The 22,299-nt window shown below is 63.4% G+C and carries 20 protein-coding genes, 1 pseudogene and 1 riboswitch; of the genes and pseudogenes, 8 read left to right on the top strand and 13 right to left on the bottom strand.

Features of this window, described 5'->3' with window-relative positions; translation table 11 throughout:
- The first annotated feature begins 115 nt into the window (after positions 1-115).
- On the top strand, positions 116-1,231 hold the full coding sequence (locus tag P3T16_RS14740) for a porin (protein ID WP_429342828.1): 1,116 nt from the start codon (positions 116-118) through the stop codon (positions 1,229-1,231).
- Positions 1,232-1,233: 2 nt separating this feature from the next.
- Here the strand turns inward: P3T16_RS14740 and P3T16_RS14735 are convergent, their stop codons facing one another.
- Positions 1,234-2,571, bottom strand: a complete 1,338-nt coding sequence (locus P3T16_RS14735) for an MFS transporter (protein WP_429342827.1) — start codon at positions 2,569-2,571, stop codon at positions 1,234-1,236.
- A gap of 285 nt (positions 2,572-2,856) precedes the next feature.
- Between P3T16_RS14735 and P3T16_RS14730 the strand changes: the two are divergent.
- From P3T16_RS14730 to gloA, 4 genes and pseudogenes are all read left to right on the top strand, one after another.
- Positions 2,857-2,970 (top strand): annotated as a pseudogene (locus P3T16_RS14730) (helix-turn-helix domain-containing protein); the annotation flags it as partial.
- A 159-nt stretch (positions 2,971-3,129) separates the two neighbouring features.
- A complete protein-coding gene (locus P3T16_RS14725; protein WP_429342826.1) occupies positions 3,130-3,819 on the top strand; it encodes a TetR/AcrR family transcriptional regulator in 690 nt (229 codons plus the stop codon).
- Between the two features lie 111 nt (positions 3,820-3,930).
- Positions 3,931-5,547, top strand: a complete 1,617-nt coding sequence (locus P3T16_RS14720; protein WP_429342825.1) for an AMP-binding protein — start codon at positions 3,931-3,933, stop codon at positions 5,545-5,547.
- Between the two features lie 85 nt (positions 5,548-5,632).
- Positions 5,633-6,019, top strand: coding sequence for a lactoylglutathione lyase (gloA, locus tag P3T16_RS14715; protein ID WP_429342824.1), 387 nt, complete (start codon positions 5,633-5,635; stop codon positions 6,017-6,019).
- 101 nt (positions 6,020-6,120) lie between these two features.
- On the opposite strand, the gene P3T16_RS14710 is transcribed toward gloA, so the two are convergent.
- From P3T16_RS14710 to P3T16_RS14655, 12 genes are all read right to left on the bottom strand, one after another.
- Positions 6,121-7,005: a M48 family metallopeptidase gene (locus tag P3T16_RS14710; RefSeq protein WP_429254747.1), complete on the bottom strand. Its 885-nt coding sequence runs from the start codon at positions 7,003-7,005 to the stop codon at positions 6,121-6,123.
- A gap of 45 nt (positions 7,006-7,050) precedes the next feature.
- On the bottom strand, positions 7,051-7,809 hold the full coding sequence (locus tag P3T16_RS14705) for a lysophospholipid acyltransferase family protein (RefSeq protein WP_429254746.1): 759 nt from the start codon (positions 7,807-7,809) through the stop codon (positions 7,051-7,053).
- 39 nt (positions 7,810-7,848) lie between these two features.
- Positions 7,849-8,409, bottom strand: a complete 561-nt coding sequence (gmhB, locus tag P3T16_RS14700) for a D-glycero-beta-D-manno-heptose 1,7-bisphosphate 7-phosphatase (protein WP_429342823.1) — start codon at positions 8,407-8,409, stop codon at positions 7,849-7,851.
- A gap of 10 nt (positions 8,410-8,419) precedes the next feature.
- Positions 8,420-10,516 (bottom strand): glycine--tRNA ligase subunit beta, encoded by a 2,097-nt coding sequence (gene glyS, locus P3T16_RS14695; protein ID WP_429342822.1) that lies wholly within the window; start codon positions 10,514-10,516, stop codon positions 8,420-8,422.
- A 15-nt stretch (positions 10,517-10,531) separates the two neighbouring features.
- A complete protein-coding gene (gene glyQ / locus P3T16_RS14690; protein WP_429342821.1) occupies positions 10,532-11,539 on the bottom strand; it encodes a glycine--tRNA ligase subunit alpha in 1,008 nt (335 codons plus the stop codon).
- Between the two features lie 147 nt (positions 11,540-11,686).
- Positions 11,687-13,411 (bottom strand): apolipoprotein N-acyltransferase, encoded by a 1,725-nt coding sequence (gene lnt / locus P3T16_RS14685; RefSeq protein WP_429342820.1) that lies wholly within the window; start codon positions 13,409-13,411, stop codon positions 11,687-11,689.
- Positions 13,412-13,466: 55 nt separating this feature from the next.
- Complete coding sequence (locus P3T16_RS14680) at positions 13,467-14,360, bottom strand: HlyC/CorC family transporter (protein WP_429254741.1); 894 nt, start codon at positions 14,358-14,360, stop codon at positions 13,467-13,469.
- 254 nt (positions 14,361-14,614) lie between these two features.
- Positions 14,615-15,271, bottom strand: a complete 657-nt coding sequence (locus tag P3T16_RS14675; protein ID WP_429342819.1) for a gamma-glutamylcyclotransferase — start codon at positions 15,269-15,271, stop codon at positions 14,615-14,617.
- A gap of 16 nt (positions 15,272-15,287) precedes the next feature.
- Positions 15,288-15,746: an rRNA maturation RNase YbeY gene (ybeY, locus tag P3T16_RS14670; protein WP_429342818.1), complete on the bottom strand. Its 459-nt coding sequence runs from the start codon at positions 15,744-15,746 to the stop codon at positions 15,288-15,290.
- Positions 15,747-15,791: 45 nt separating this feature from the next.
- Positions 15,792-16,856, bottom strand: a complete 1,065-nt coding sequence (locus P3T16_RS14665; RefSeq protein ID WP_429342817.1) for a PhoH family protein — start codon at positions 16,854-16,856, stop codon at positions 15,792-15,794.
- A gap of 46 nt (positions 16,857-16,902) precedes the next feature.
- Positions 16,903-18,276, bottom strand: coding sequence for a tRNA (N6-isopentenyl adenosine(37)-C2)-methylthiotransferase MiaB (gene miaB / locus P3T16_RS14660; RefSeq protein ID WP_429254737.1), 1,374 nt, complete (start codon positions 18,274-18,276; stop codon positions 16,903-16,905).
- Positions 18,277-18,395: 119 nt separating this feature from the next.
- Positions 18,396-19,367, bottom strand: a complete 972-nt coding sequence (locus P3T16_RS14655; RefSeq protein ID WP_429342816.1) for a LysR family transcriptional regulator — start codon at positions 19,365-19,367, stop codon at positions 18,396-18,398.
- A 114-nt stretch (positions 19,368-19,481) separates the two neighbouring features.
- On the opposite strand from P3T16_RS14655, the gene P3T16_RS14650 reads away from it, so the two are divergent.
- The 3 genes from P3T16_RS14650 (at position 19,482) to P3T16_RS14640 (ending at position 21,918) form a co-directional block, all read left to right on the top strand.
- Positions 19,482-19,865: a VOC family protein gene (locus P3T16_RS14650; RefSeq protein WP_429254735.1), complete on the top strand. Its 384-nt coding sequence runs from the start codon at positions 19,482-19,484 to the stop codon at positions 19,863-19,865.
- Between the two features lie 56 nt (positions 19,866-19,921).
- Positions 19,922-21,088 carry an MFS transporter gene (locus P3T16_RS14645; RefSeq protein ID WP_429342815.1) on the top strand — a complete coding sequence of 389 codons (1,167 nt, stop codon included), beginning with the start codon at positions 19,922-19,924 and terminating at the stop codon, positions 21,086-21,088.
- 146 nt (positions 21,089-21,234) lie between these two features.
- Complete coding sequence (locus tag P3T16_RS14640) at positions 21,235-21,918, top strand: helix-turn-helix domain-containing protein (protein ID WP_429342814.1); 684 nt, start codon at positions 21,235-21,237, stop codon at positions 21,916-21,918.
- A gap of 107 nt (positions 21,919-22,025) precedes the next feature.
- Positions 22,026-22,187, top strand: a riboswitch (FMN riboswitch).
- The last annotated feature ends 112 nt before the right edge of the window (positions 22,188-22,299 follow it).

Genomic DNA, 22,299 nt, shown 5'->3' with positions numbered 1-22,299 from the left:
CGTTCTGGCCGCAGTTTGCGCTCTGGGGTACATTCGTCCGACGTTCCACGGACCTCCCGCTTGCGGGAGTGACCGTCATGCAAGGTTCGCAATCCTGCGCTGTCAGGGAGACCGTATGACGAAGTTGAGCAAGTGGCGTTTTGCATTGATTCCAGCGGCGCTCGCGTGCCAGATGGCGCACGCGCAATCCAGCGTCACACTGTATGGAATCGTCGACGGCAGCATCCGCTATTTGACGAACGTCGACAAGGCCGGCGATTCGAAAGTCGTGATGGGCAACGGTGGCATGAGCGAAAGCCGCTGGGGGCTGAAGGGCGTAGAAGATCTGGGCGGCGGCTGGTCCACGTTCTTCAAGCTCGAAAACCGCTTCTACCTGAACAGCGGCCAGAACGATCCGACGTTGCCGTTCTTCAATGAGGCGAATGTCGGCATCCGGTCGACGTCATATGGACAGGTCGTCATTGGGCGGCAGTTCAACGTGATGATCGAAGGCATCACGATTGGCGGTTACGGCAGTAATCCGTGGATTCCGTACGACTTCAGTTTCCAGCCGGAAGTGACGCTTTCCGGTGGGATCTGGACCAGCAATCAGGTCCAGTACCAGGCGCATTTTCACGATGTCATGTTCTCGGCGGCTTACGCGTTCGGCGGCGTCGCGGGTCACACGTCGTATGGCAGCCAGTACGGCGCAGCGATGGCGTGGGCGCCGAAGGGCGGTCCGGTCAACATCGGCGGCGCCTATGAGGAGTCGAAAGATTCGGTCAACGGGTCGGGTTCGCTGGCGTGGACCGTCGGCGGTTCGTACACGTGGGACAAGACGCGTTTCGCCGCAGGTTATATCGTCAACCAGAATGACGCCGGATTTTCGAACTTCGCGAACGGGCCGTTCACGGCGCCCGTGCTCGCCGCGCTCAAGTACACGGATTTTTCGAGGCGTCGCATGATCATGGGCGGGATCACGCAGCAGCTTGGCGCCACGTGGCACCTGGCCGCCAACGTCTGGCGCACGCTACAGGACGGCAAGACGGCGGCGCAGGATGGTTCGGCGTGGCAATACCAGCTGGTCGCCGACTACGCGCTGTCCAAACGCACCGACGTCTACCTGGAGGGCGACTACGCGCAGTATCACGGCGATCTGATCGGCGCGCAGTTGCAGGGCGTGAATGGGATCGGGCTCGCGCAGAAGAGTACGCAGCTTGGCATCATGGCTGGCTTGCGGCATTTGTTCTGAGGCTATTGGGTCGCCTGCAGTTTCCCGCGCGAGCGCTGCGGGTCGAGCAGCGCGAAACCCGCGACACCGGTCAAAACCAGCAGTGCACCGGTGATCGCGAAGCCGGTTTCATAGCCATGATGATCGCTGGCAACGCCAAGCAGCTTGCCCATCGCAACTGGCCCGATCAGGCCTGCCGTCGTCACGATCGCATTCGTGATCGCCAGCAGCGCGCCGCGTTGCGCGCCCGGCGCGATTTCCGCGATGAGCAGCGGTCCAAACGTGAAGACCTGACTCGCCAGTGCGAACGCGACCGCCAGCAGACCGACTTTCACGAGAGCAGGCGCGTCCGAGTGCAGCATGCAGTAAGCGATGCCGCTGACGACACACGCCACGCTGATCAGCGTGCCCCGCGCGCGGCGCGACGGCACGCCGCGCTTCAGAAGACGATGTGAAAACACGGCGAGCGCGATCCCGACGGGAATCTGCGTCGCGACCTGCAAACCGAACAGGTTGCCCGTCTGCGTGGCGCTGAAGCCGAGCCCGACGCGGAAATACGCCGGCACCCAGGTGAGCCCGATTGCGATCACTGCATATCCGACGAAGCATTGCAGCAGCACGCCGATCACGGTGCGATCGGCGAGCAGCCGTCGGTAGCTGACGCGCGTCTGCGAACCGGTTGCGATCCGCAATGCAGGCACGCGGTTGTGCGGCATGCCGCTCGCATTGCCGTTACCTTTGCCGGCATTGCCCGTCTTGCCGACACACAGCCAGAGCAGCGTCCACAGCACGCCGACGACGCCGAGCGCGAGAAACGCCGCGTGCCAGTCACAGCGCACGGTGACCCAGGTGAGCAGCGGACCGGCAATGACGACGCCCGCAGTTGCGCCTTGCTGGACGAACGTCGTCGGCAGGCTGCGCTCGTGATCGTCGAACCATGTGTAGGCGACGTGCAGCGCGAGCGCCGCAGCGGGACCTTCACCGGCGCCGAGCAGCACGCGACACGCGATCAGCGTCGCGAAGCTTGCTGGCCACGCGAGCGGCAACTGCGCGACGGCCCACGTCAGCGCGAGCCCGGCGAGCAGCCATTTGACGTCGATGCGATCGGCGATCAGGCCAACGCCGATTCCCGACAGCGAAAACAGCAGGAAAAACGCGCTGCCCACCAGTCCGACCTGCGCGTGCGTCAACTGCATGTCACGCATCATCGGCACCGCGACGAGACCGAGCACGGCCTTGTCGGCGAAGTTGATCAGCATGAAGAGAAACAGCGACGCGACGATCACCCAGCGACGGTTTCCCGTCGTCGTGACGGGCGCCGCGTCCGCGACGCCAAACCCCGAACCTTGCGCTTCACTCATGGGCAACTCCTTGCGATTTGCGCTGCGATGCCGGATGCAACAGGACACGGCGTGCATTGTGCGCTGAGAGTCGCGGTGAGTGGCAGAGGGCGTCGTCGTGCGGTTGGCGAGGGGTTATGCGCGTTGGCTCAGCCATGCACAATGCGGAATATGAAGTGGGCAAAACCTGTCTCCTGTGTAGCGCCGCTGGCCGGTATCCGGGTCAGGGTCGCCGTGTTTTCGCCCATTTGAGGTGGTATAACGAAATAAATCAAGTGCAATCTCTTTATAAGGACGTTGCAGAATATGCATGGGATCAGTTCCCGCCGCCTCACGCATCTCGTTGCGCTGGCCGAGGAAGGTAGCTTCGCGCGTGCCGCAGAGCGCGTCCACCTGAGCCAGCCGGCGTTGAGCCTGCAAGCCGATCCCCAGACCCCATACTTTCCCTGAGCTTGCCCCGCGCGCCGTTGACAAAGTCCATCCGATCGCGGACGGATCCGGAATCCGGATTCCGGTTTTGATGTTCGTCGGCATTGTGCCGCGGACCCCACGAAACACCGTAAGTCCACCTTTACACGCATGTCCACCGCTCAACGACGCCCCCGCGAACCGCTCCAGACAACCAGCGCTCCGCTTCAGACCCGCAGTCAGCTCGGCTTCGCGAAGATGCTGCAGGCCGGCCGCGAACTGATCGAGGAGTGCGGCAGTCTGGACGACCTGTCGATCACCGATATCGTCGAGCGTGCGGGCACGTCGATTGGTGCGTTTTACCGGCGCTTCGACAACAAGGACACGTTCTTCGACGTCGTGCAGGACGGCGTGATCGCCGGAGGGCTCGGCAAGGTGCGCGAGGTCATGGTGTCCGAAGCGGCATGGGAGTCGAACGATGCCGGCGCCATCGCCGATGCCATGGTTCTGGTGTACGTGCGCGCGTTTCGCCGCAATCGCGGGCTGTATCACGCGTCGTTGCTGCGCGCTTCGCAGCGCAAGTCGACGTGGGATGCGATCAGGCACGGCAATCAGGAAGTTCAGGCGCTGATCGTGCCGAAGCTGGTCGATGCGCTCGTACTCGCGAATGAGCAGAAGGCACAGAAAGTTGACCGCGCCGCGCTCGAATTCGAAGTGCTCGCCGCCTTGCAGCTGATGCTCGGCATGCTGGTGAACAGCGTGCTGAACGATCCGGGGCCGCTGTCGCTGACCAGCCGCCGGCTTGCGCCTTACCTTCAAAAGCAGTTTCGCCGTTGCCTGGATCTGCCGGCAGCTGGCTGATTTTTTTTAAGTAGAAAACGGAATAGAAATTCCGGTTTTGGTTGTCACGACGTATGCCGGCGCTCGCCACGCGCCAGGCCGCGCGCGACGCGCCCCAAAAATGGAGGAGACATGGAAAAAATCTGGCTGAAGTCGTACCCGCCCGGCGTGCCCGCGGAGATCGATACCACGCCGCACGGTTCGCTTGCTGATCTGCTCGAAGCGAGCTTTCTCACCTTCGCGACACGGCGCGCGTTCGTGTGCATGGGCCGGGAATTGACTTACGCGGACCTGGACAACCGGTCGCGCGCGCTCGCCGCGTGGTTCCAGTCGCAAGGGCTCGAACGTGGCGCGCGCATCGCGGTGATGCTGCCGAACCTGCTGCACTATCCGGTGACGCTGGCCGCGATCCTGCGTGCGGGCTATGTCGTCGTGAATGTGAATCCGTTGTACACGTCGCGTGAACTGGAACATCAGTTGAACGACAGCGGCGCGGAAGCGCTCGTGCTGCTCGACGCTTTCCTGCCGACGCTGCATGCAGTCGAGCGCAATACGCAGGTGCGTTATGTGGTTGTCGCCTCGGTTGCCGGTAACGCCGGTACGCTTCCACCTTCGCATGTGTCATTCGAGCGGGCGCTTCAGCAAGGCGCGGACGCCCCCTTCACGCGCGTCGCGATTTCACCGGACGATGTCGCCGTGTTGCAATACACGGGCGGAACAACCGGCGTGTCGAAAGGCGCGACGCTGCTGCATCGCAATCTGATCGCGAACGTGCTGCAATCGGAAGCGTGGCGTGAAGCTGCCTGCCGTGGCCGCGACGATATCGCGCAATACGTCACGGTCGTCGCGCTGCCGCTGTATCACGTCTTCGGGCTGACCGTCTGCGGGTTGCTGTCGATGCGCACCGGTGGCCTCGGCATCCTGATCCCGAATCCGCGCGATATTCCCGCGATGGTCCGCACGCTGCGCGATTACACGATCAACGCGTTTCCCGCAGTGAATACGCTCTTCAACGCACTCGTCAACGATTCGGATTTCGCATCACTCGACTTCTCGAAGCTCGTTCAGGCGACGGGTGGTGGCATGGCCGTTCAGCACGCCGTCGCCGCACGCTGGCAAGCGGTGACCGGTGTGCCGATCGTCGAAGGCTACGGTTTGTCGGAGACGTCGCCGTCCGTGAGCAGCAATCCGCCCGGTGCGACGCAATTCAGCGGCTCGATTGGCGTGCCGTTACCGTCGACGGAAATCTCGATCCGCGACGACGAAGGTAACGAAGTGCAGCAAGGTCAGCCCGGCGAAATCTGCATCCGCGGTCCGCAGGTGATGGCCGGCTACTGGAACCGTCCGGAGGAAACGGCGAGCGTGATGACGCCCGACGGTTTCTTCCGTTCGGGCGACATCGGCGTGATGAACGAGCGCGGCTTCGTGAAGCTCGTCGATCGCAAGAAGGACATGATCATTGTGTCGGGTTTCAACGTGTATCCGAACGAGATCGAAGATGTGGTGGCGAAACATCCGGGCGTTTTCGAAGTGGTCGCGCTTGGTGTGCCGGACGCGCATTCCGGTGAAGTCGTAAAGCTTTTCATCGTGAAGAAAGACCCGGCGCTCTCACAGGCGGATATCTTCGCGTTCTGCGCGACGCAGCTCACTGGTTACAAGCGACCGAAGCTGATCGAATTCCGCACGGAACTGCCGAAGAGTGCGGTCGGCAAGATCCTGCGGCGGGTGCTGCGCGACGGCGCCGGCTGAGCGGGGAAACGAGCCGGCGTTCAGCGGCGTCGCGGGTTCCTTGGTACATTTACGTCCTCGACATCAATGCAACTGGGAGTCCACGATGCGCCTGCTACACACCATGCTCCGGGTCGGCAACCTCGACCGTTCGATCGCTTTTTATACCGAACTGCTCGGCATGAAAGTGCTGCGCCGCAATGACTATCCGGAAGGAAAATTCACGCTTGCGTTCGTCGGCTACGAAGACGAGCGCGACGGCACCGTGCTCGAACTCACGCACAACTGGGATACGGAATCGTATGACCTCGGCACGGCGTTCGGCCATCTGGCTGTCGAAGTCGACGACGCTTACGCCGCCTGCGAAAAGATCAAGGCACAGGGCGGCACGGTCGTTCGCGAAGCCGGTCCGATGAAACACGGTACGACGGTGATCGCGTTCGTCACGGACCCGGATGGCTACAAGATCGAATTCATCCAGAAGAAATCGTAACGCGCGTCTGCGCATGCAAGACAAAGCAGAAGGCCCGCTCGGTGAGCGGGCCTTCTGCTTTTTTGCTTATCGATAGATTCGTAAGCGCGTTGCCCGGCGCATCAAAGCGTGGGCAACAATTCGGGCGGATGATGCTTGAGCGTCTGCCGCGCTTCACGAAACTCCGGGAAAATCGATTCGACCGTTTCCCAGAATCGCGGACTGTGATTCATCTCACGCAGATGCGCGAGTTCATGCGCGACGACGTAATCGATGATCGACAGCGGGAAGTGAATGAGCCGCCAGTTGAGACGGATGCGTCCGTCGCTGGAGCAACTGCCCCAGCGCGTCGCCGCCGACGACAATGCGTACGCGCGATAACTCACACCCAGCTTCTCCGCATAGATCGCGAGCCGCTCGCCGAAGATGCGCTTCGCCTCGTTCTGCAGCCAGCCCTGCACGCGATCCTTGATCTGCTGCGGATCGGCGTGCTGTGGCAATGGCAGGAGCAGTGCAGCGTGTCGTGCATCGAACGCGAGCGTGCCACGCGACGCCGCCAGCGTCACGCTGACGGGCTTGCCGAGATAGGGCACCTGCGCGCCATCTTTCCAGTCGACGCGCGGCAGCGCGCGCTGCTCGACGCGGTTCTGCCATTCATTGAGCTTCGTGAATATCCAGCGCTGCTTTTCCGTGATGGCCGTTTCGATATCGGCGAGCGTCACCCAGCGCGGCGCGGTGATCGTGAGCCCCGTGCTGTCGATCGCGAAACCGATCGAACGACGCGCTGACCGCTTCAACAGATAGTGCAACGTCTGCGCGCCGAGCGTCAGGCTGCGCAACTTCGTGCCATCGGGCGCGTACAGGGCGCCCGGCTTCTGTGATGGAGGCGAGGTTGGGGGTGACGCGGGAGAGGACGGCATCGGGACAGCCGGCTCGGCGAAGAGCGGCAGATCGAGTTGCCGGCTATCGAGCGCCGCAGCGGGCTGCGGCGTGGGAGACTTCTGCATCGGCTTCGGCTTCGCGCTATACGCCACGTGGTGGCGTGGGGCGCGTCAGATTCGGGCAGCGGTGGGCGTGCTTTCCGCAGCGCTATACGCAGCAGGATCGATGCGACGCATTTCCGCTTCGATCCACGTTTCGACGCGCGTGTTCACTTCGTCGGGCGTGAGCCCCGTCGTCTCAATCGGCTTGCCGATCGACACCGTGACTATACCCGGATATTTGATGAACGAGTTGCGCGGCCACACACGTCCTGCGTTGTGTGCGATCGGCACGACCGGCGCGCCGGACGCAATCGCGAAGCGCGCGCCACCCGTCTTGTACTTGCCTTTCTTGCCCGTCGGCGTGCGCGTGCCTTCGGGGAACATGATCACCCATGCGCCTTCGGCCATGCGCGCCTTGCCTTGTTTGATCACGGAGTCGAACGCGTACTTGCCTTCCTTGCGATCGATGTGGACCATCTTCAGCAAGCCGAGCGCCCAGCCGAAGAACGGCACGTAGAGCAGTTCACGCTTGAACACGTAGCAGAGCGGGCGCGGCATCAGCGCTGGAAACGCGAGCGTCTCCCACGCCGATTGATGTTTCGGCAGCAGCACCGCGGGACCGTCAGGCAGATTCTCGAAGCCTTCGATGCGGTAGCGGATGCCGTTCAGCCATCGCACGGCATGCAGCGTCGCGCGACACCAGCCGGCCGCCATCCAGTAACGGGTGTCGGCGTGCATGAACGGAAACGCGATAAAGCATGCCGTGGCGTACGGCACCGTAAAAACGACGAAATAGACCAGCAGCAGCAGTGAACGAATAAAGCGCATCGGCGTGTCAATCAGTGAGAATGATGCGCGCGGGTCGCATCACTCGTGTTCTTCGGAGAGGAAGTCGAGCGCGAACGCGCGCAGGTCCGCATGCACAACCGTGCCTTCGGGCAGGCCGCCGGCGGCGAGCGTTTTCTGGCCTTTGCCGGTCAGCACCAGATGCGGGATAAAACCGAGCGTGGCACCCGCCTGCAGATCGCGCAGCGAATCGCCGACCACCGGTGTTTCTTCCGGATCGACCTCGAAGCGCTCGATGATCATCTTCAGCATGCCCGGCTTCGGCTTGCGGCATTCGCATTGATCTTCCGCCGTGTGCGGGCAGAAAAATACAGCATCGATGCGAGCGCCGACGTTCGCAGCCATCTTGTGCATCTTCAGATGCATCGCGTTCAGCGCGTTCATGTCGAAGAGACCGCGTCCGATGCCGGACTGGTTCGTCGCAATCGCCACGCGATAGCCCGCCTGGTTCAGGCGCGCGATCGCTTCGAGCGCGCCTGGCAGCGCGACCCATTCGTCTGGCGATTTGATGAACGCATCCGAATCGACGTTGATCACGCCATCACGGTCGAGCACCACGATTTTTTTCGCGCTGGTCGGCATGGTGCGGCGCTCAGGCGGCGAGCCGCGAAATGTCGGCGACGCAGTTCATCTGCTGATGCAGTGCGCCGAGCAAGGCCAGACGGTTCGCGCGCAACGCCGGATCTTCGGCGTTGACCATCACGTCGTCGAAGAAGGCATCGACAGGTTCACGCAGCGCCGCGAGCGCGGTCAATGCGCCCGTGTAGTTGCGTTCGGCCAGTTGCGTCTGCACGCGCGGTGCGACCTGTTCGAGTTGCGCAAACAACGCCTTTTCCGCCGGTTCGACGAAGAGCGCAGCCTGCACGCCACGCGTTGTCGCGCCTTCGGACTTCTTCAGGATGTTCGAGATCCGCTTGTTCGCCGCCGCGAGCGACGCCGCTTCAGAGAGCGTCGCGAATTCGCGGACTGCATCGAGGCGCGCAATGATGTCATCGAGACGCGTCGGGTTCAGCGCGAGCACCGCGTCGATTTCGCCCGGCGCGTAGCTGCGTTCGCGCAGCAGACCCTTCAGCCGGTCCATGCTGAATTCGTAGATCGCATCGGTCGAATCGGCGACATCAGGTACCGACGCGAACTGCGCATAAGCCGCGCGCAGCAGTTCGACGAGGTCGACCGGCAACTGCTTCTCGACCAGAATCCGCAGCGCGCCCAGCGCGTGACGGCGCAGCGCGAACGGATCTTTCTCGCCGGTCGGCTGCAGGCCGATGCCCCAGATGCCGACGAGCGTTTCGAGCTTGTCCGCGAGCGCGACGATCGTGCCGGTTGTCGTCGAGGGCAATGCGTCGCCCGAGAAACGCGGTTGATAGTGTTCCGAGCACGCGAGCGCGACTTCTTCCGGCTCGCCATCGTGGCGCGCGTAGTACGTGCCCATCGTGCCCTGCAGCTCGGGGAATTCGCCGACCATGTCGGTGATCAGATCCGCCTTCGCAAGACGCGCGGCGCGCCTGGCGAGCGCGACGTCAGCGTTCAGCAGCACGGCGATTGCGCCAGCCAGCGCTTCGACACGTTCGACGCGTTGCAGCGCCGAGCCCAGCTTGTTGTGATATACGACGTTCGCGAGCAGCGGTACACGGTCGGCGAGCGGCTTCTTCTTGTCCTGCGTGAAGAAGAACTTCGCATCGGCAAGACGCGGACGCACGACGCGCTCATTGCCTTCGATGATGTCGCCGGGTGTCTTCGTCTCGATGTTCGACACGATCAGGAAGCGCGAACGCAACTTGCCCGCGGCATCGGTGAGTGCGAAGTATTTCTGGTTCGTCTGCATCGTGAGGATCAGACATTCCTGCGGTACCTGCAGGAATTCGTCCTCGAAATTGCACGCGTACACCACCGGCCATTCGACCAGCGACGTCACTTCATCCAGCAGCGCTTCCGGCATCACGACCTGATCGCCGTTCGCCTGCGCGAGCAGATGCGTGCGGATCGTTTCCTTGCGGTCCGCGAAATTCGGAATCACGCGGCCCTTGTGCATCAGCGTTTCAGCGTACGTGTCGGCGTGCTGGATCTGCACGAAACCTTCCGACAGGAAACGATGGCCGAGCGTCGTCTCGTCGGCGTCGACGCCGAGTGCGCTGACCGGCACGACCTTGTCGCCATGCAGGGCGGTCAGACGATGCGCCGGACGCACGAACTCCACGTTGGTGCCGTCGGGACGCTGATACGTCATGACCTTTGGGATCGGCAGCCTGGCGAGCGTTTCGTCGAGCGCGGCCTGCAGACCTTCGGTGAGCGTGGCGCCAGGCGCTGCATAGCGCAGGAAGAATGCTTCGGCCTTGCCGTCCGGTGCGCGTTCGAGATCGTTCACCGAGAAATCGGGGAAGCCGAGCGCGGCGAGTTTCTTGGCGAGCGGTGCGGTGGGCTGGCCGTCCTTATCGAGCGCGACCGACACCGGCAGCACTTTTTCACGCACATGCTTTTCGGGCGCGACGTCGCGCACGTTCTGGATGACGATCGCGAGACGGCGCGGCGTCGCGTAACGTTCGAACGAAGGTTCACCGTCGACCAGGTCGCGCGCCGCGAGGCGTTGCGCAATGCCTTCAGCGAATGCATCGCCGAGACGCGCGAGCGCTTTCGGCGGCAATTCCTCGGTCAGCAGTTCGACGAGCAGGGTGTGTTGGGGATGAGTCATGTGTTCTTGGTCTCGTCAGTCGGCGTCGATCTTGCGTTCGACTTTGAGCGGCGGCGCCCAGGCGGGCATCGCGGCGTCCTGTGCGTCGGTGGTCAGGCCGGGCACGCGGTGCACCGGATTGCCGAGCATCGGGAAACCGAGCTTTTCGCGCGAATCGTAGTAAGCCTGCGCAACGAGACGCGACAGCGCGCGGATGCGGCCGATATACGCCGCACGTTCCGTCACGGAAATCGCGCCACGCGCGTCGAGCAGGTTGAACGTATGGCCGGCCTTCAGCACGAGTTCGTACGCGGGCAGGGCGATCTGCGCGTCGATCATGCGCTTCGCTTCCGCCTCGTAGCTGTTGAAGAACGTGAACAGCAGATCGACGTTGGCGTGCTCGAAGTTGTACGTCGACTGTTCGACTTCGTTCTGGTGATACACGTCGCCATACGTGAGGCGACGCATTTCCGCACCGTTCGGGCCTTGCTCTTCCCACTCGGTCCAGACGAGGTCGTACACGTTCTCGACCTTCTGCAGATACATCGCGAGACGTTCGAGCCCGTAGGTGATTTCGCCGAGCACCGGCTTGCAGTCGAGACCGCCGACCTGCTGGAAGTACGTGAACTGCGTAACTTCCATGCCGTTCAGCCAGACTTCCCAGCCGAGACCCCACGCGCCGAGCGTCGGATTTTCCCAGTCGTCCTCGACGAAGCGCACATCGTTCTGCTTCAGGTCGAAGCCGAGTGCTTCGAGCGAGCCGAGGTACAGGTCGAGGATGTTTTCCGGTGCCGGCTTCAGCACGACCTGGTACTGGTAGTAGTGCTGCAGACGGTTCGGGTTCTCGCCATAACGGCCATCTTTCGGACGACGCGACGGCTGGACGTATGCCGCGCGCCACGGCTCAGGGCCGATCGCGCGCAGGAACGTGTGAACGTGGGACGTGCCCGCGCCGACTTCCATGTCGATCGGCTGGAGCAGCGCGCAACCCTGCTTGTCCCAGTAGGACTGCAGCGTCAGGATGATTTGCTGAAACGTGAGCATGAAGTGCCTTTCAGGCAGGACGCGGCCCGCGGCCCGATTGCTGGACGCGAGGACTTGCCTCGCACAGCAGCCGGCCGCTCGCGCGGCCCAAGTGCTAAAACGTTGAATTTTACCGGATTGACGGTGCGTTGAGACTTTCGGCAGTGGTCAGGCGTTGTGTTCGTCGTTTTGATCGCCGTTCTGGTCGCGGCGTATGCGGCTTTTGCCGTTCTCCCGCCCCGGCCCAAACGCAAACCCAAACGCGAGCAACAACAGCGAAACCGCCAGCACCGTGTTGTTCCCGCTCGTCACGTACGGCGTTTCACCCGCCGTGCCCTGCACGGTCGCTTCGAGCGAACCGGCCGTATAGACAGGCAACCGCGCGATCACCTTGCCCCGTGCGTCGATTGCAGCCGTGGTGCCGGTATTCGTCGCGCGCAGCATCGGGCGGCCGGTTTCCAGCGAGCGCATGCGGGCGATCTGCAGATGCTGGTCCAGTGCGATCGTGTCGCCGAACCACGCGAGATTCGTCGAGTTGACGAGCACGCCGGCGGGCGTGTCGCTTTCTCGCACCGTCCGTGCGATCTCTTCGCCAAAGATGTCTTCGTAGCAGATGTCGAGCGCGATCGCCTGGTTGTGAACCAGGAACGGCTTCTGCACCGGATCGCCACGCGCGAAATCGCCGAGCGGAATGCTCATCAGGTTCACGAACCAGCGAAAACCCCACGGCACGAATTCGCCAAACGGCACGAGATGATGCTTGTCGTAGCGATACACGTCGTGCGAACCCGGCGTGATGCCGAAGAGACTGTTCGTATAGTCGACGACCTGACCTTCCGGCGTCACCGTGCCGCCGACCGCGCCGAATACGATCGACGAATTCGTCGTGTCGGCGAACTGGCGCACGGCGCTCGCGAACGGTTGCGGAACCTGCTGTGCGAGCACTGGAATCGCGGTTTCCGGCGTGACGATCAGATCCGCGGGCTTCGCGGTGATCATCTGCTGGAATTCGTTGATCGCGGCCATCACGCCCGATTCCTCGAACTTCATTTCCTGCTTGACGTTGCCTTGCAGCAGACGCACGGAAAGCGCCGCGCCGGACGGCACCGTCCATTGCACCAGCGGCAGCAGCATGCCGGCCGCGAGCAGCGCGATAGCGACGATAGCAGGCGTGAGCACGCGCCCGATGCGCCTGTTGCGCGGGCGATTGGTGTCAACTGACGCAACCGGTTCGCGAGCGCGCGTCGCCGCCTGCACGATCAGCGCGGCGAAGAGCGCCAGCATCCAGCCGACGCCGTACACGCCCGCGACCGGCGCAAACCCGGCAAGCGGTCCGTCGACCTGCGCATAGCCGCTCGCAAGCCATGGAAAGCCGGTGAAAACCGTCCCGCGCAGCCATTCGCCGATCGCCCATGCGCTGGCGAACGCGAACGCGCCGTGCCAGGTGGGCGAGAAAGGTTTGTCGCCGAGCCTGCCGTTACGCGCGTGGCCGGCGCAGAACGACCAGACGCCGGCGGCAAGAGCCGGATATAGCGCGAGATACAGCGAAAACAGCACGAGCGCCGTGGCCGCCAGCGGCGCCGGCATGCCGCCGTAGAAGTGCATGCTGACGTACAGCCACCACACGCCGGTGACGAAATTGCCGAAGCCGAACGCGCCGGCAGTCAGCGCCGCGCTTTTCCAGCCGGTCGTGCGCGTGAGCCACGCGTAGAAGAACGCGAAGAGCGCGAGTTCGAGCCAGCCGCCATGCGGCGTCGGGGCGAAGGAGAGGGTGTTCGCCGCGCCAGCAACCAGCGCGATGAGGTAGTGCCAGCGCGGCAGCGCGCGCCGGCCCGCTTCTGCGGCGGTGGACGTCACGCCACGGCGCAGACGGGAAGAGATCGGGTCGGCCATCGTTACGCGGTCGGCGGGAAAGGTGAGAGAAAGATCAGGGACGCGCCTGGGAAGATCAGGTCTGGACGTGCTGGGCGTCGCGCTCGCGCTGGCCGGCCATCGGGTCACGGCGCACGAGCAGCATGTGAATCTGCCGCGCGTCGCCACGCAGGATCTCGAAGATCAGGTCGTCGATGCGGACTTTTTCGCCGCGATGCGGCACGCGCCCGAAGTGATGCGTCACCAGCCCGCCGATCGTGTCGACTTCCTCGTCGGAATAGTGCGTATTGAACGCTTCGTTGAACTGCGCGATCTCGGTCAGCGCACGCACGCGGAAACGTCCATCCGGCGAGGCGATGATGTTGCCGCTTTCCTCGTCGAAATCGTATTCGTCTTCAATATCGCCGACGATCTGTTCCAGCACGTCTTCGATCGTAATCAGGCCCGCCACACCGCCGTATTCGTCGACGACGATCGCGATGTGATTGCGATTCACGCGGAAGTCATGCAGCAGCACGTTCAGGCGCTTCGATTCCGGGATGAACACGGCCGGGCGCAGCATGCCGCGCACGTCGAATTCTTCTTCGGCGTAGTAGCGCAGCAGGTCTTTCGCGAGCAGCACGCCGATGACGTTGTCGCGATTGCCGTCGTACACCGGGTAGCGCGAGTGCGCCTTTTCCAGCACGTACGGCATGAATTCTTCAGGTGTTTCCGCGATGTTGACCGCGTCCATCTGTGCACGCGGGATCATGATGTCGCGCGCGCAGAGTTCGGACACCTGGAACACGCCTTCGATCATCGACAGCGAATCGGCGTCGATCAGATTGCGTTCGTGCGCGTCCTGCAGGATTTCGAGGAGTTCGCCGCGGGAGTCGGGCTCGGGCGAGATGAAGTCGGTCAGTCGCTCAAGCAGTGAGCGCTTTTCTGGCGGTTTGTCGGTATGGCGTCGACTGGGATACGTGTCGTTCATGGTGGTGCGCCCGGCAAGACTGGGCGCGTTGTGGCAGAGCGTTAAGGATACACCACGCACATGGCGGCTCCGTGTCCGGCCGCACCTGGCCGGATAGCGAATCCCGCGGTTCCGGGTGCCTGGGGACAGCATCGCGAAAAGTGCGAGGTGAGGTTTAATCCTAACGCAGAAACCCGGTGGCGGGACGTCTCGTCAAAAATGGACGTGGTTTTGGGTTGACCCAACAAGAATCCAGCTGGGTTCGGGCCGAAAAGTCACCGGCAGCGGGTGAGCAGTGCTTCGAGCGCGCGATCGGGCATCCCGCTTTCGCGCAGCGCCGCGACCGTGCGGCTGACGTAATCGAGCGTCGTGCCATAGCGGCCGCTGGCGCAGCCGAAGACGGTCCTGATCGTATCGTCGCGCAGCTTGCCGGTGTAGCTTGGTACGTCGCGCCGCATCACGAAGGCGAGCGCGTCGACGCGGCGGCCGTCTGCGAGTACGCACGGCAGCCACGTCGGCCGGTATGAGCCCATCGCCATTTCGCGTCGCCAGAGCGCTTCGAGATGCGGCATCGCGCCATCAGCAGCGAGCCGGAAAGCGATGCCGGTGCACGAACCACCGCGATCGAGCGCGAGGACAAGCCCCGGCTGTTCCGGCGTGCCGCGATTCACGCGCGACCACAGATACAGCCCCCGGTGATACCCGTGCACTTTCGAGCGCATGGCCTCGACCGTCGGCAGACCGGGATTCCAGATTAGCGAGCCGTAACCGAAGAGCCAAAGGTCGCTCTTCCGGTCCCATGAGCGCAGCGCGCATTCCAGCGATTCGGTCCGCTCCTCGTCCGTCAGCAGCCGCGATTCGCCGAGCGCCGGCGGATAGTCCGGGCACGGTGAATGGCTGGTTTCGGCGGGAGTGGGGTAACGGGCGCTCACGGTGATTCCGGCGGTGTCAGTAAGGATCGGAGAAGCCGAGTTTAAGGAGGATGTCCGTCTCGATGCCTTCCATTTCCTGCGCTTCCTCTTCGACCTCGTGATCGTAGCCCTGCGCATGCAGCGTACCGTGGACTAAAAGGTGCGCATAGTGCTCTTCCAGTGACTTGCCCTGTTCAGCGGCTTCCTTCTCGACCACCGGACAGCACAGGATCAGATCGCCGGTTACCGGATCGTTTTCCGATTCGGCATACGCGAAGGTGAGCACGTTGGTCGCGTAGTCCTTGCCGCGATACGTGCGGTTCAGCGTGCGGCCTTCTTCGGCGTCGACGAGGCGCACCGTCAGTTCGGCATCCGCGAAGAGCGCGGCCTTGATCCAGCCGGCGACAGTCGCGCGCGGCAGGATCGCCTTGTGCTCAGGAAAGGCTTTCGAAGCCGGAAATTGCAGGTTCAGCGTCAGTTTCGGGGCGCGGCTCATGCGGATGCTTTTTCGTGTCGTCGGTCGGCTGGCACTGGTTTTCGGTCAGCGGGAGTCGGACGGCTTTTCGAGGGCTTTCGCAGAATGCGCGTCGTACGCCTCGACGATGCGCGCGACCAGCGGATGCCGCACCACGTCCACGCTGGTAAAGCGCGTGAGCGCGATGCCGCGCACTTCAGACAGCACCTGCTGCGCCTCGATCAGCCCGCTTTTCGCGCCGCGCGGCAGGTCGACCTGGGTCGTGTCGCCGGTCACCACGGCCTTCGAGCCGAAGCCGATCCGCGTGAGGAACATCTTCATCTGCTCGGGCGTGGTGTTCTGCGCCTCGTCGAGGATGATGAACGCGTGATTCAGCGTGCGGCCGCGCATGTACGCGAGCGGCGCAATTTCGATCATCTGGCGCTCGAACATCTTTGCGGTCTTGTCGAAGCCGAGCAGGTCGTACAGCGCGTCGTACAGCGGACGCAGATACGGATCGACCTTCTGCGCGAGATCGCCCGGCAGGAAGCCGAGCCGTTCACCGGCTTCGACGGCCGGACGCGTCAGCACGATCCGCTTCACCTGATCGCGCTCCAGCGCATCGACCGCGCATGCTACGGCGAGATACGTCTTGCCCGTACCGGCCGGCCCGACGCCGAACGTCACGTCGTGCGAGACGATCTGCTTCAGATACTCGCGCTGGGCCGGTGTACGGCCGCGCAGATCCGCGCGGCGCGTGTACAGCTTCGGACCGAGTTCTTCGAGGTCTTCGTCGCTGTCATCGGCAGGCTGATCGAACGGGTGATCCGGATTGCCGGGAAAACGCGCGTCCGCGTGGTCCACGCCGTTCGCGCGGCCGCGTGCCGGATGACGCGCTTCGACCAGCGCAAGCTGGATATCGTCGACCGACAGCGGGTCGCGCGCGTTGTTGTAGAAGTTTTCGAGCGCCGTGAGCGCGATCTTCGCGCCGCGTCCGCGAATCGCGATGCGATGGCCGCGGCGTTGTAGCGTGACGTCGAGCGCCTGCTCGATCTGCCGCAGGTTTTCGTCGAGCGGGCCGCAGAGGTTGGCAAGCCGCGTGTTGTCTTCGCGCGGCGCGGTGAATTCCAGATGCTGCTGAGTGGTCTTCAAGGCGGTGGGTCGATCCTGTCGGTTTCGTTGCGCTTCGGGAAGTTGCTTAATGCGTGGTCGTCGGGACGTCGTCGTGCAGCAGCACGAGTTCGCCGCGCAGTGAGTGCGGATACGCGTGGACGATCTTCACGTCGACCATCTGGCCGATCAACCTCGCGTGCGATTCAACCGGCGCCGGGAAATTCACTACACGGTTGTTCTCGGTGCGGCCCGCGAGTTCGTTCGGGTCCTTGCGCGCCGGGCGCTCGACCAGAATCCGCTCGACCTTGCCGACCATCGCCGCACTGATGCGCGCGACGTTCTCCTCGATGGTCGCCTGCAGATGCTGCAGGCGCCTGAGCTTCACTTCGCGCGGCGTGTCGTCGTGCAGGTTCGCGGCCGGCGTGCCGGGACGCGGGCTGTAGATAAACGAGAAGCTCGTGTCGTATTGCATCTCGTGAATCAGCGTCATCATCTTGTCGAAGTCTTCTTCGGTCTCGCCGGGGAAGCCGACGATCATGTCCGTCGACAGCGACAGGTCCGGACGAATGGCGCGTAGCCTGCGAATCACCGACTTGTATTCGAGCACCGTATAGCCGCGCTTCATCGCCATCAGGATGCGGTCGGAGCCGTGCTGCACCGGCAGATGCAGGTGGCTCACGAGCTTCGGCACCTTTGCGTAGGTATCGATCAGGCGCTGCGTGAATTCCTTCGGATGCGACGTCGTATAGCGAATACGTTCGATGCCCGGAATATCGGCGACGTATTCGATCAGCGTCGCGAAGTCGGCGATTTCCGTTTCGCCCAGCGTAAGCGCGCCGCGATACGCATTCACGTTCTGGCCGAGCAATGTGACTTCGCGCACGCCCTGGTCGGCGAGACCGGCGATTTCGGTCAGCACGTCGTCGAGCGGACGCGACACTTCTTCACCGCGCGTGTACGGCACGACGCAGTAGCTGCAGTACTTGCTGCAGCCTTCCATGATCGACACGAACGCGCTCGGGCCGTCGACGCGCGCCGGCGGCAGATGGTCGAACTTTTCGATTTCCGGGAACGAGATGTCGACCTGCGGACGGCCGCTTTCGCGGCGTTTGTCGATCATCTGCGGCAGACGGTGCAGCGTCTGCGGGCCAAACACCAGGTCGACATACGGCGCACGGGCGACGATCGACGCGCCTTCCTGGCTCGCCACGCAGCCGCCGACGCCGATGATCAGGTTCGGGTTCGCTTCCTTCAGCTCGCGCACGCGGCCGAGGTCGGAGAAGACCTTTTCCTGCGCTTTTTCGCGCACGGAGCAGGTGTTGAAGAGAATGACGTCCGCGTCTTCCGGGGTATCGGTCTTCACGAGGCCTTCAGCCGCGCCGAGTACGTCGACCATCTTGTCGGAGTCGTACTCGTTCATCTGGCAGCCAAAGGTCTTTACATAAACTTTCTTGGTCATCGAATTTCGCCGGTCGCAGTGGTTAACCTGGGGGCGCGGTAGTAATGGGGAACGAAGGAACTGCACGGGTTTTACGGCGGCTTTTTATGTGCCGCTCACCCGTATAGCGTAGCCCGACATTATATCCCTTGCTGGCGGATGGCTTTGCGCGCCGGCGCGGGCGGAGGGAAGCCCAGCAACGCTTCCAGTTCGCCGGAAACCTGCGCGAAACGCTCGCTCAGGAAATCGAGCAGCACCCGCACGCGCGGCGCCATGAAGCGGTTGCGGTGATAGAGCGCGTGCAGCGGCGCGTCCGGATAGCGCCAGTCCGGCAGCAGGATGCGCAACCCGTCGGAGCGCAGATCGGCTTCGACGTCCCACATCGACTTCACCACGATCCCATAGCCACGCAGCGCCCATTCGCGGGCGATGGCGCCGTCGTTGGTTTCGTGGGCCGTGTCGAGCGGCACGGTGTAGTGCTGCACTTCGTCGCCGCGCGTGAAGCGCCATTCGTTGATCGGCCCGGACGCCGTGCCGAGCACGATGCAATGAAAGCGCGCCAGATCGTTCGGGTCTTTGGGCTCGCCGTGTTTCGCGATGTATTCCGGCGACGCGCACAGGACACGCCGGTTCGGCGCGAGCGGCTTCGCGACGAGCGAGCTGTCGGGCGGCACGCCGAAGCGGATCGCGAGGTCGATGTCGTCCTGCAGCAGATTCGACAGCGAATCGGAGAGCGTCAGCGCGAACGTGACTTCCGGATATCGCGCGTTGAATTCGTCGAGCCAGTGCATCAGCAGGTTGCGGCCGAAGTCGGACGTCGCGGAAATCCGCACCTTGCCGCGCACGACGTTCTGGCCGGCCTGCAGCGCGGCTTCGGCGTCGTCGAGCGATTGCAGCGCCTGGCGGCAGCAGTTCAGGTACAGACGGCCTTCGTCAGTGAGCCTGAGCTGGCGCGTGGTGCGCTCGAAAAGTCGGGCGCGCAGGCCGGTTTCCAGCTTCGTCAGACGCGCGCTGGCGGCGGCGGGCGTGAGGCCGAGCTTGCGGCCCGCGGCAGACAGGCTGCCCAGCTGCGCCGCCTCGACGAACAGGCGGATATCTCCGAGGTTATCCATCGATCTTTCAAAATAATTTGATAATGATTCAAATGCTACGCCAATTATCAAAATATTACGTACTAGGGACAATGCGCACCTGTGAACTGTTTTCTGGCCGGAGGCCATCGTTCCATGCATCTCGATCACGCGACGATCGTCACGCCCGATCTGGAAGACGTCCGACGGTTTTTCGTCGATGTCGTCGGCCTGACGGCGGGCTGGCGGCCGCCGTTCGGGATCGGCGGCTACTGGCTGTATGCGAACGACCGGCCGGCGCTTCATCTGATCGACGCGACATTGCCGGGCCACGCCGGCCGCGCCGTGCCGCGCATCGATCACTTCGCCTTTCGCATCGACACCCATGCCGAATGGCACGCACTTGGCGAAAGACTTCGGGCCGCCGAGGTTCCTTATCAACTCGCCGAGGTTGCCCTCGCGGGCGAAACGCAACTGTTTGTCGCGCTGGGCGCGGGCGTCGTCGTTGAATTCGTGACGGCGTTGCCGAACGCAACGTGAGCCACCTGATCCACCTGGCTGCACGTGAAGCGCAACCCTGATACCTGGAGATTCAGATGCCCATTCCACTTCTGGCGCTGGCGATCAGCGCGTTTGCCATCGGTACGACCGAGTTCGTGATCATGGGCCTGCTGCCCCAGGTCGCGCAGGATCTGGCGGTGTCGTTGCCGTCGGCGGGTTTGCTCGTCAGCGGTTATGCGCTCGGCGTGGCGGTCGGCGCGCCGCTGCTCGCTGTCGTCACGAGCAGGATGCCGCGCAAGCTCGCGCTGCAACTGCTGATGGGCGTGTTCATCGTCGGCAACGTGCTGTGCGCGGTCGCGGGCAACTACACGATGCTGATGATCGCGCGTGTGGTGACGTCGTTTGCGCACGGCTCGTTTTTCGGTATCGGCGCGGTGGTGGCGGCTTCGCTCGTGCCGCAGGAGAAGCGGGCGAGCGCGATCGCGTTGATGTTCACCGGTCTCACGCTCGCGAACGTGCTCGGCGTGCCGTTCGGCACGTTCGTCGGCCAGGAATTCGGGTGGCGCGTGGCGTTCTGGATCGTCGCTGCGTTCGGCGTGCTGTCGCTCGCGGGCGTCGCGGCGCTGGTGCCGAACCGTCATGATTCCGGCCCGACCGGCCTCGGCCACGAAGTGCGCGTGCTGAAGGACCCGCAAGTCTGGATCGCGTTGATGATGACGGTGCTCGGTTTCGGCGGCGTGTTCGTCGTGTTCACTTACATCGCGCCGATCCTGGAGCAGGTGAGTGGCTTCACACCGCACGGCGTGACGCTGATCCTCGTGATCTTCGGCGTCGGGCTCACCATCGGCAACACGATCGGCGGCAAGCTCGCGGACCGTGCGCTGATGCCTTCGCTGACTGGCATTCTCGTCGCGCTGGCTGTGGTGATGGCGATCTTCGCGAAGACGAGCCACTCGCAGATCGCGGCTGCCGTCACGGTGTTCGTCTGGGGTATCGCTGCGTTCGCGACGGTGCCCCCGCTGCAGATGCGCGTTGTCGAAAAGGCGACGGCGGCGCCGAATCTTGCATCGACGCTGAACATCGGCGCGTTCAACGTCGGCAATGCGGGCGGCGCGTGGCTCGGCGGTCTGGCGATCGGCCACGGCTATGCGCTCGACGTGCTGCCGTGGGTTGCGGCTGGCGTCACGGTGCTTGCGCTTCTGCTGACGTTCATCGCGGCGCGCATGGACGCGCCGTCGTCGGTCGTGCCGCAGCGGATATGAAAGAAGCGCACAAGCATTCCATGAAGCGCCCTCCGCAATGCTGATATCAGTGTGAAGATAACTTCGTTGGGCGTGAGGGAATCTGCTGATAGTCTGGCCCTCTACTGATGCGCGTCCGCCCGTCGGCGGCGCTCCTGGAGGCCACCATGCATTCCCCGCTTGCGCTGGTTCGCGACCCCGCGGCTGATCTGCCCGAGGGTTCGCGCACCCCCGAACCTTTCGATGCGCTCGAACAGCTCGTCGGCGTCAATCTGGCCCGGCTGCGTTCCGAGCGCCAGCTTTCGCTCGACGCGTTAGCGCGTGCTTCCGGCGTATCGCGCGCGATGCTGGCGCAGATCGAATCGGCGCGCAGCGTGCCGTCGATCAAGGTGCTATGCAAGGTCGCAGCGGCGCTGAAGGTGTCGGTGGCGGCGTTTTTGCGGCGTCACGCGGTGAATGGCTTCGAGCATTTGCCGGCAGGGCGGGCGGTGCGCGTCGTCAGCGCTAACGGACGGTATTCCGCGCGTGCGCTGTACCCCGACGCCGAGCGTGTCGCGGCCGAGTTTCACGAACTACGCATCGCGCCGCTGCATACCGAAGCCGGTACGCGCCGCGCGCCGGGCACGACCGTGAATCTGGTCGTGAGCGACGGCACGCTGGAAGTCAGTGTGCACGACCAGCGTCAGCTGCTGGCCACGGGCGATGCGATCGTCTTCGATGCCGACCAGCCGCACAGCTTTCGCAATCCCGGCGACACCGAAGCGCGCGCGTACCGCGTGACGCTCAATGCAGAGACGCCGCCGCGCTGGGACGTGCCGCATGATGCAGCAGGGCGGCCGGTTGCGCCTTGAGCGTTGCGTGGCCGCCTGATTTGAGGCGATCGTCTGATCCGAAGTCGTCGCGCAGCACGAATGGCGCGACTGTTGTATTCTTTGCCGGCCGGTTTTTCCGGCAATCAGTGCGTCTTCAGGGCGGGGTGTAATTCCCCACCGGCGGTATGCAGGCCATGGCAGTTCGGCCCGCGAGCCCGCGAGCGCCCGCGCTTCATGGTGTAGCGGGGTCAGCAGATCTGGTGAAATGCCAGGGCCGACGGTCATAGTCCGGATGAGAGAAGATGTGCAGATAGTCATGGTCCATCCCATGCGTTTCGCCCGTTATCGCGGGCGGCGGCGCACGGGCGTGTTTCGCTTAACGATTTGATGCGGGCACGTGGTTCTGTCTGTTTGCAATGC

The organism is Paraburkholderia sp. GAS42 (assembly GCF_050436565.1).
In the GTDB taxonomy this organism is placed as follows: domain Bacteria; phylum Pseudomonadota; class Gammaproteobacteria; order Burkholderiales; family Burkholderiaceae; genus Paraburkholderia.
Note: the sequence above shows the minus strand (reverse complement) of the source record. Positions and strands in the feature narration are given on the sequence as shown.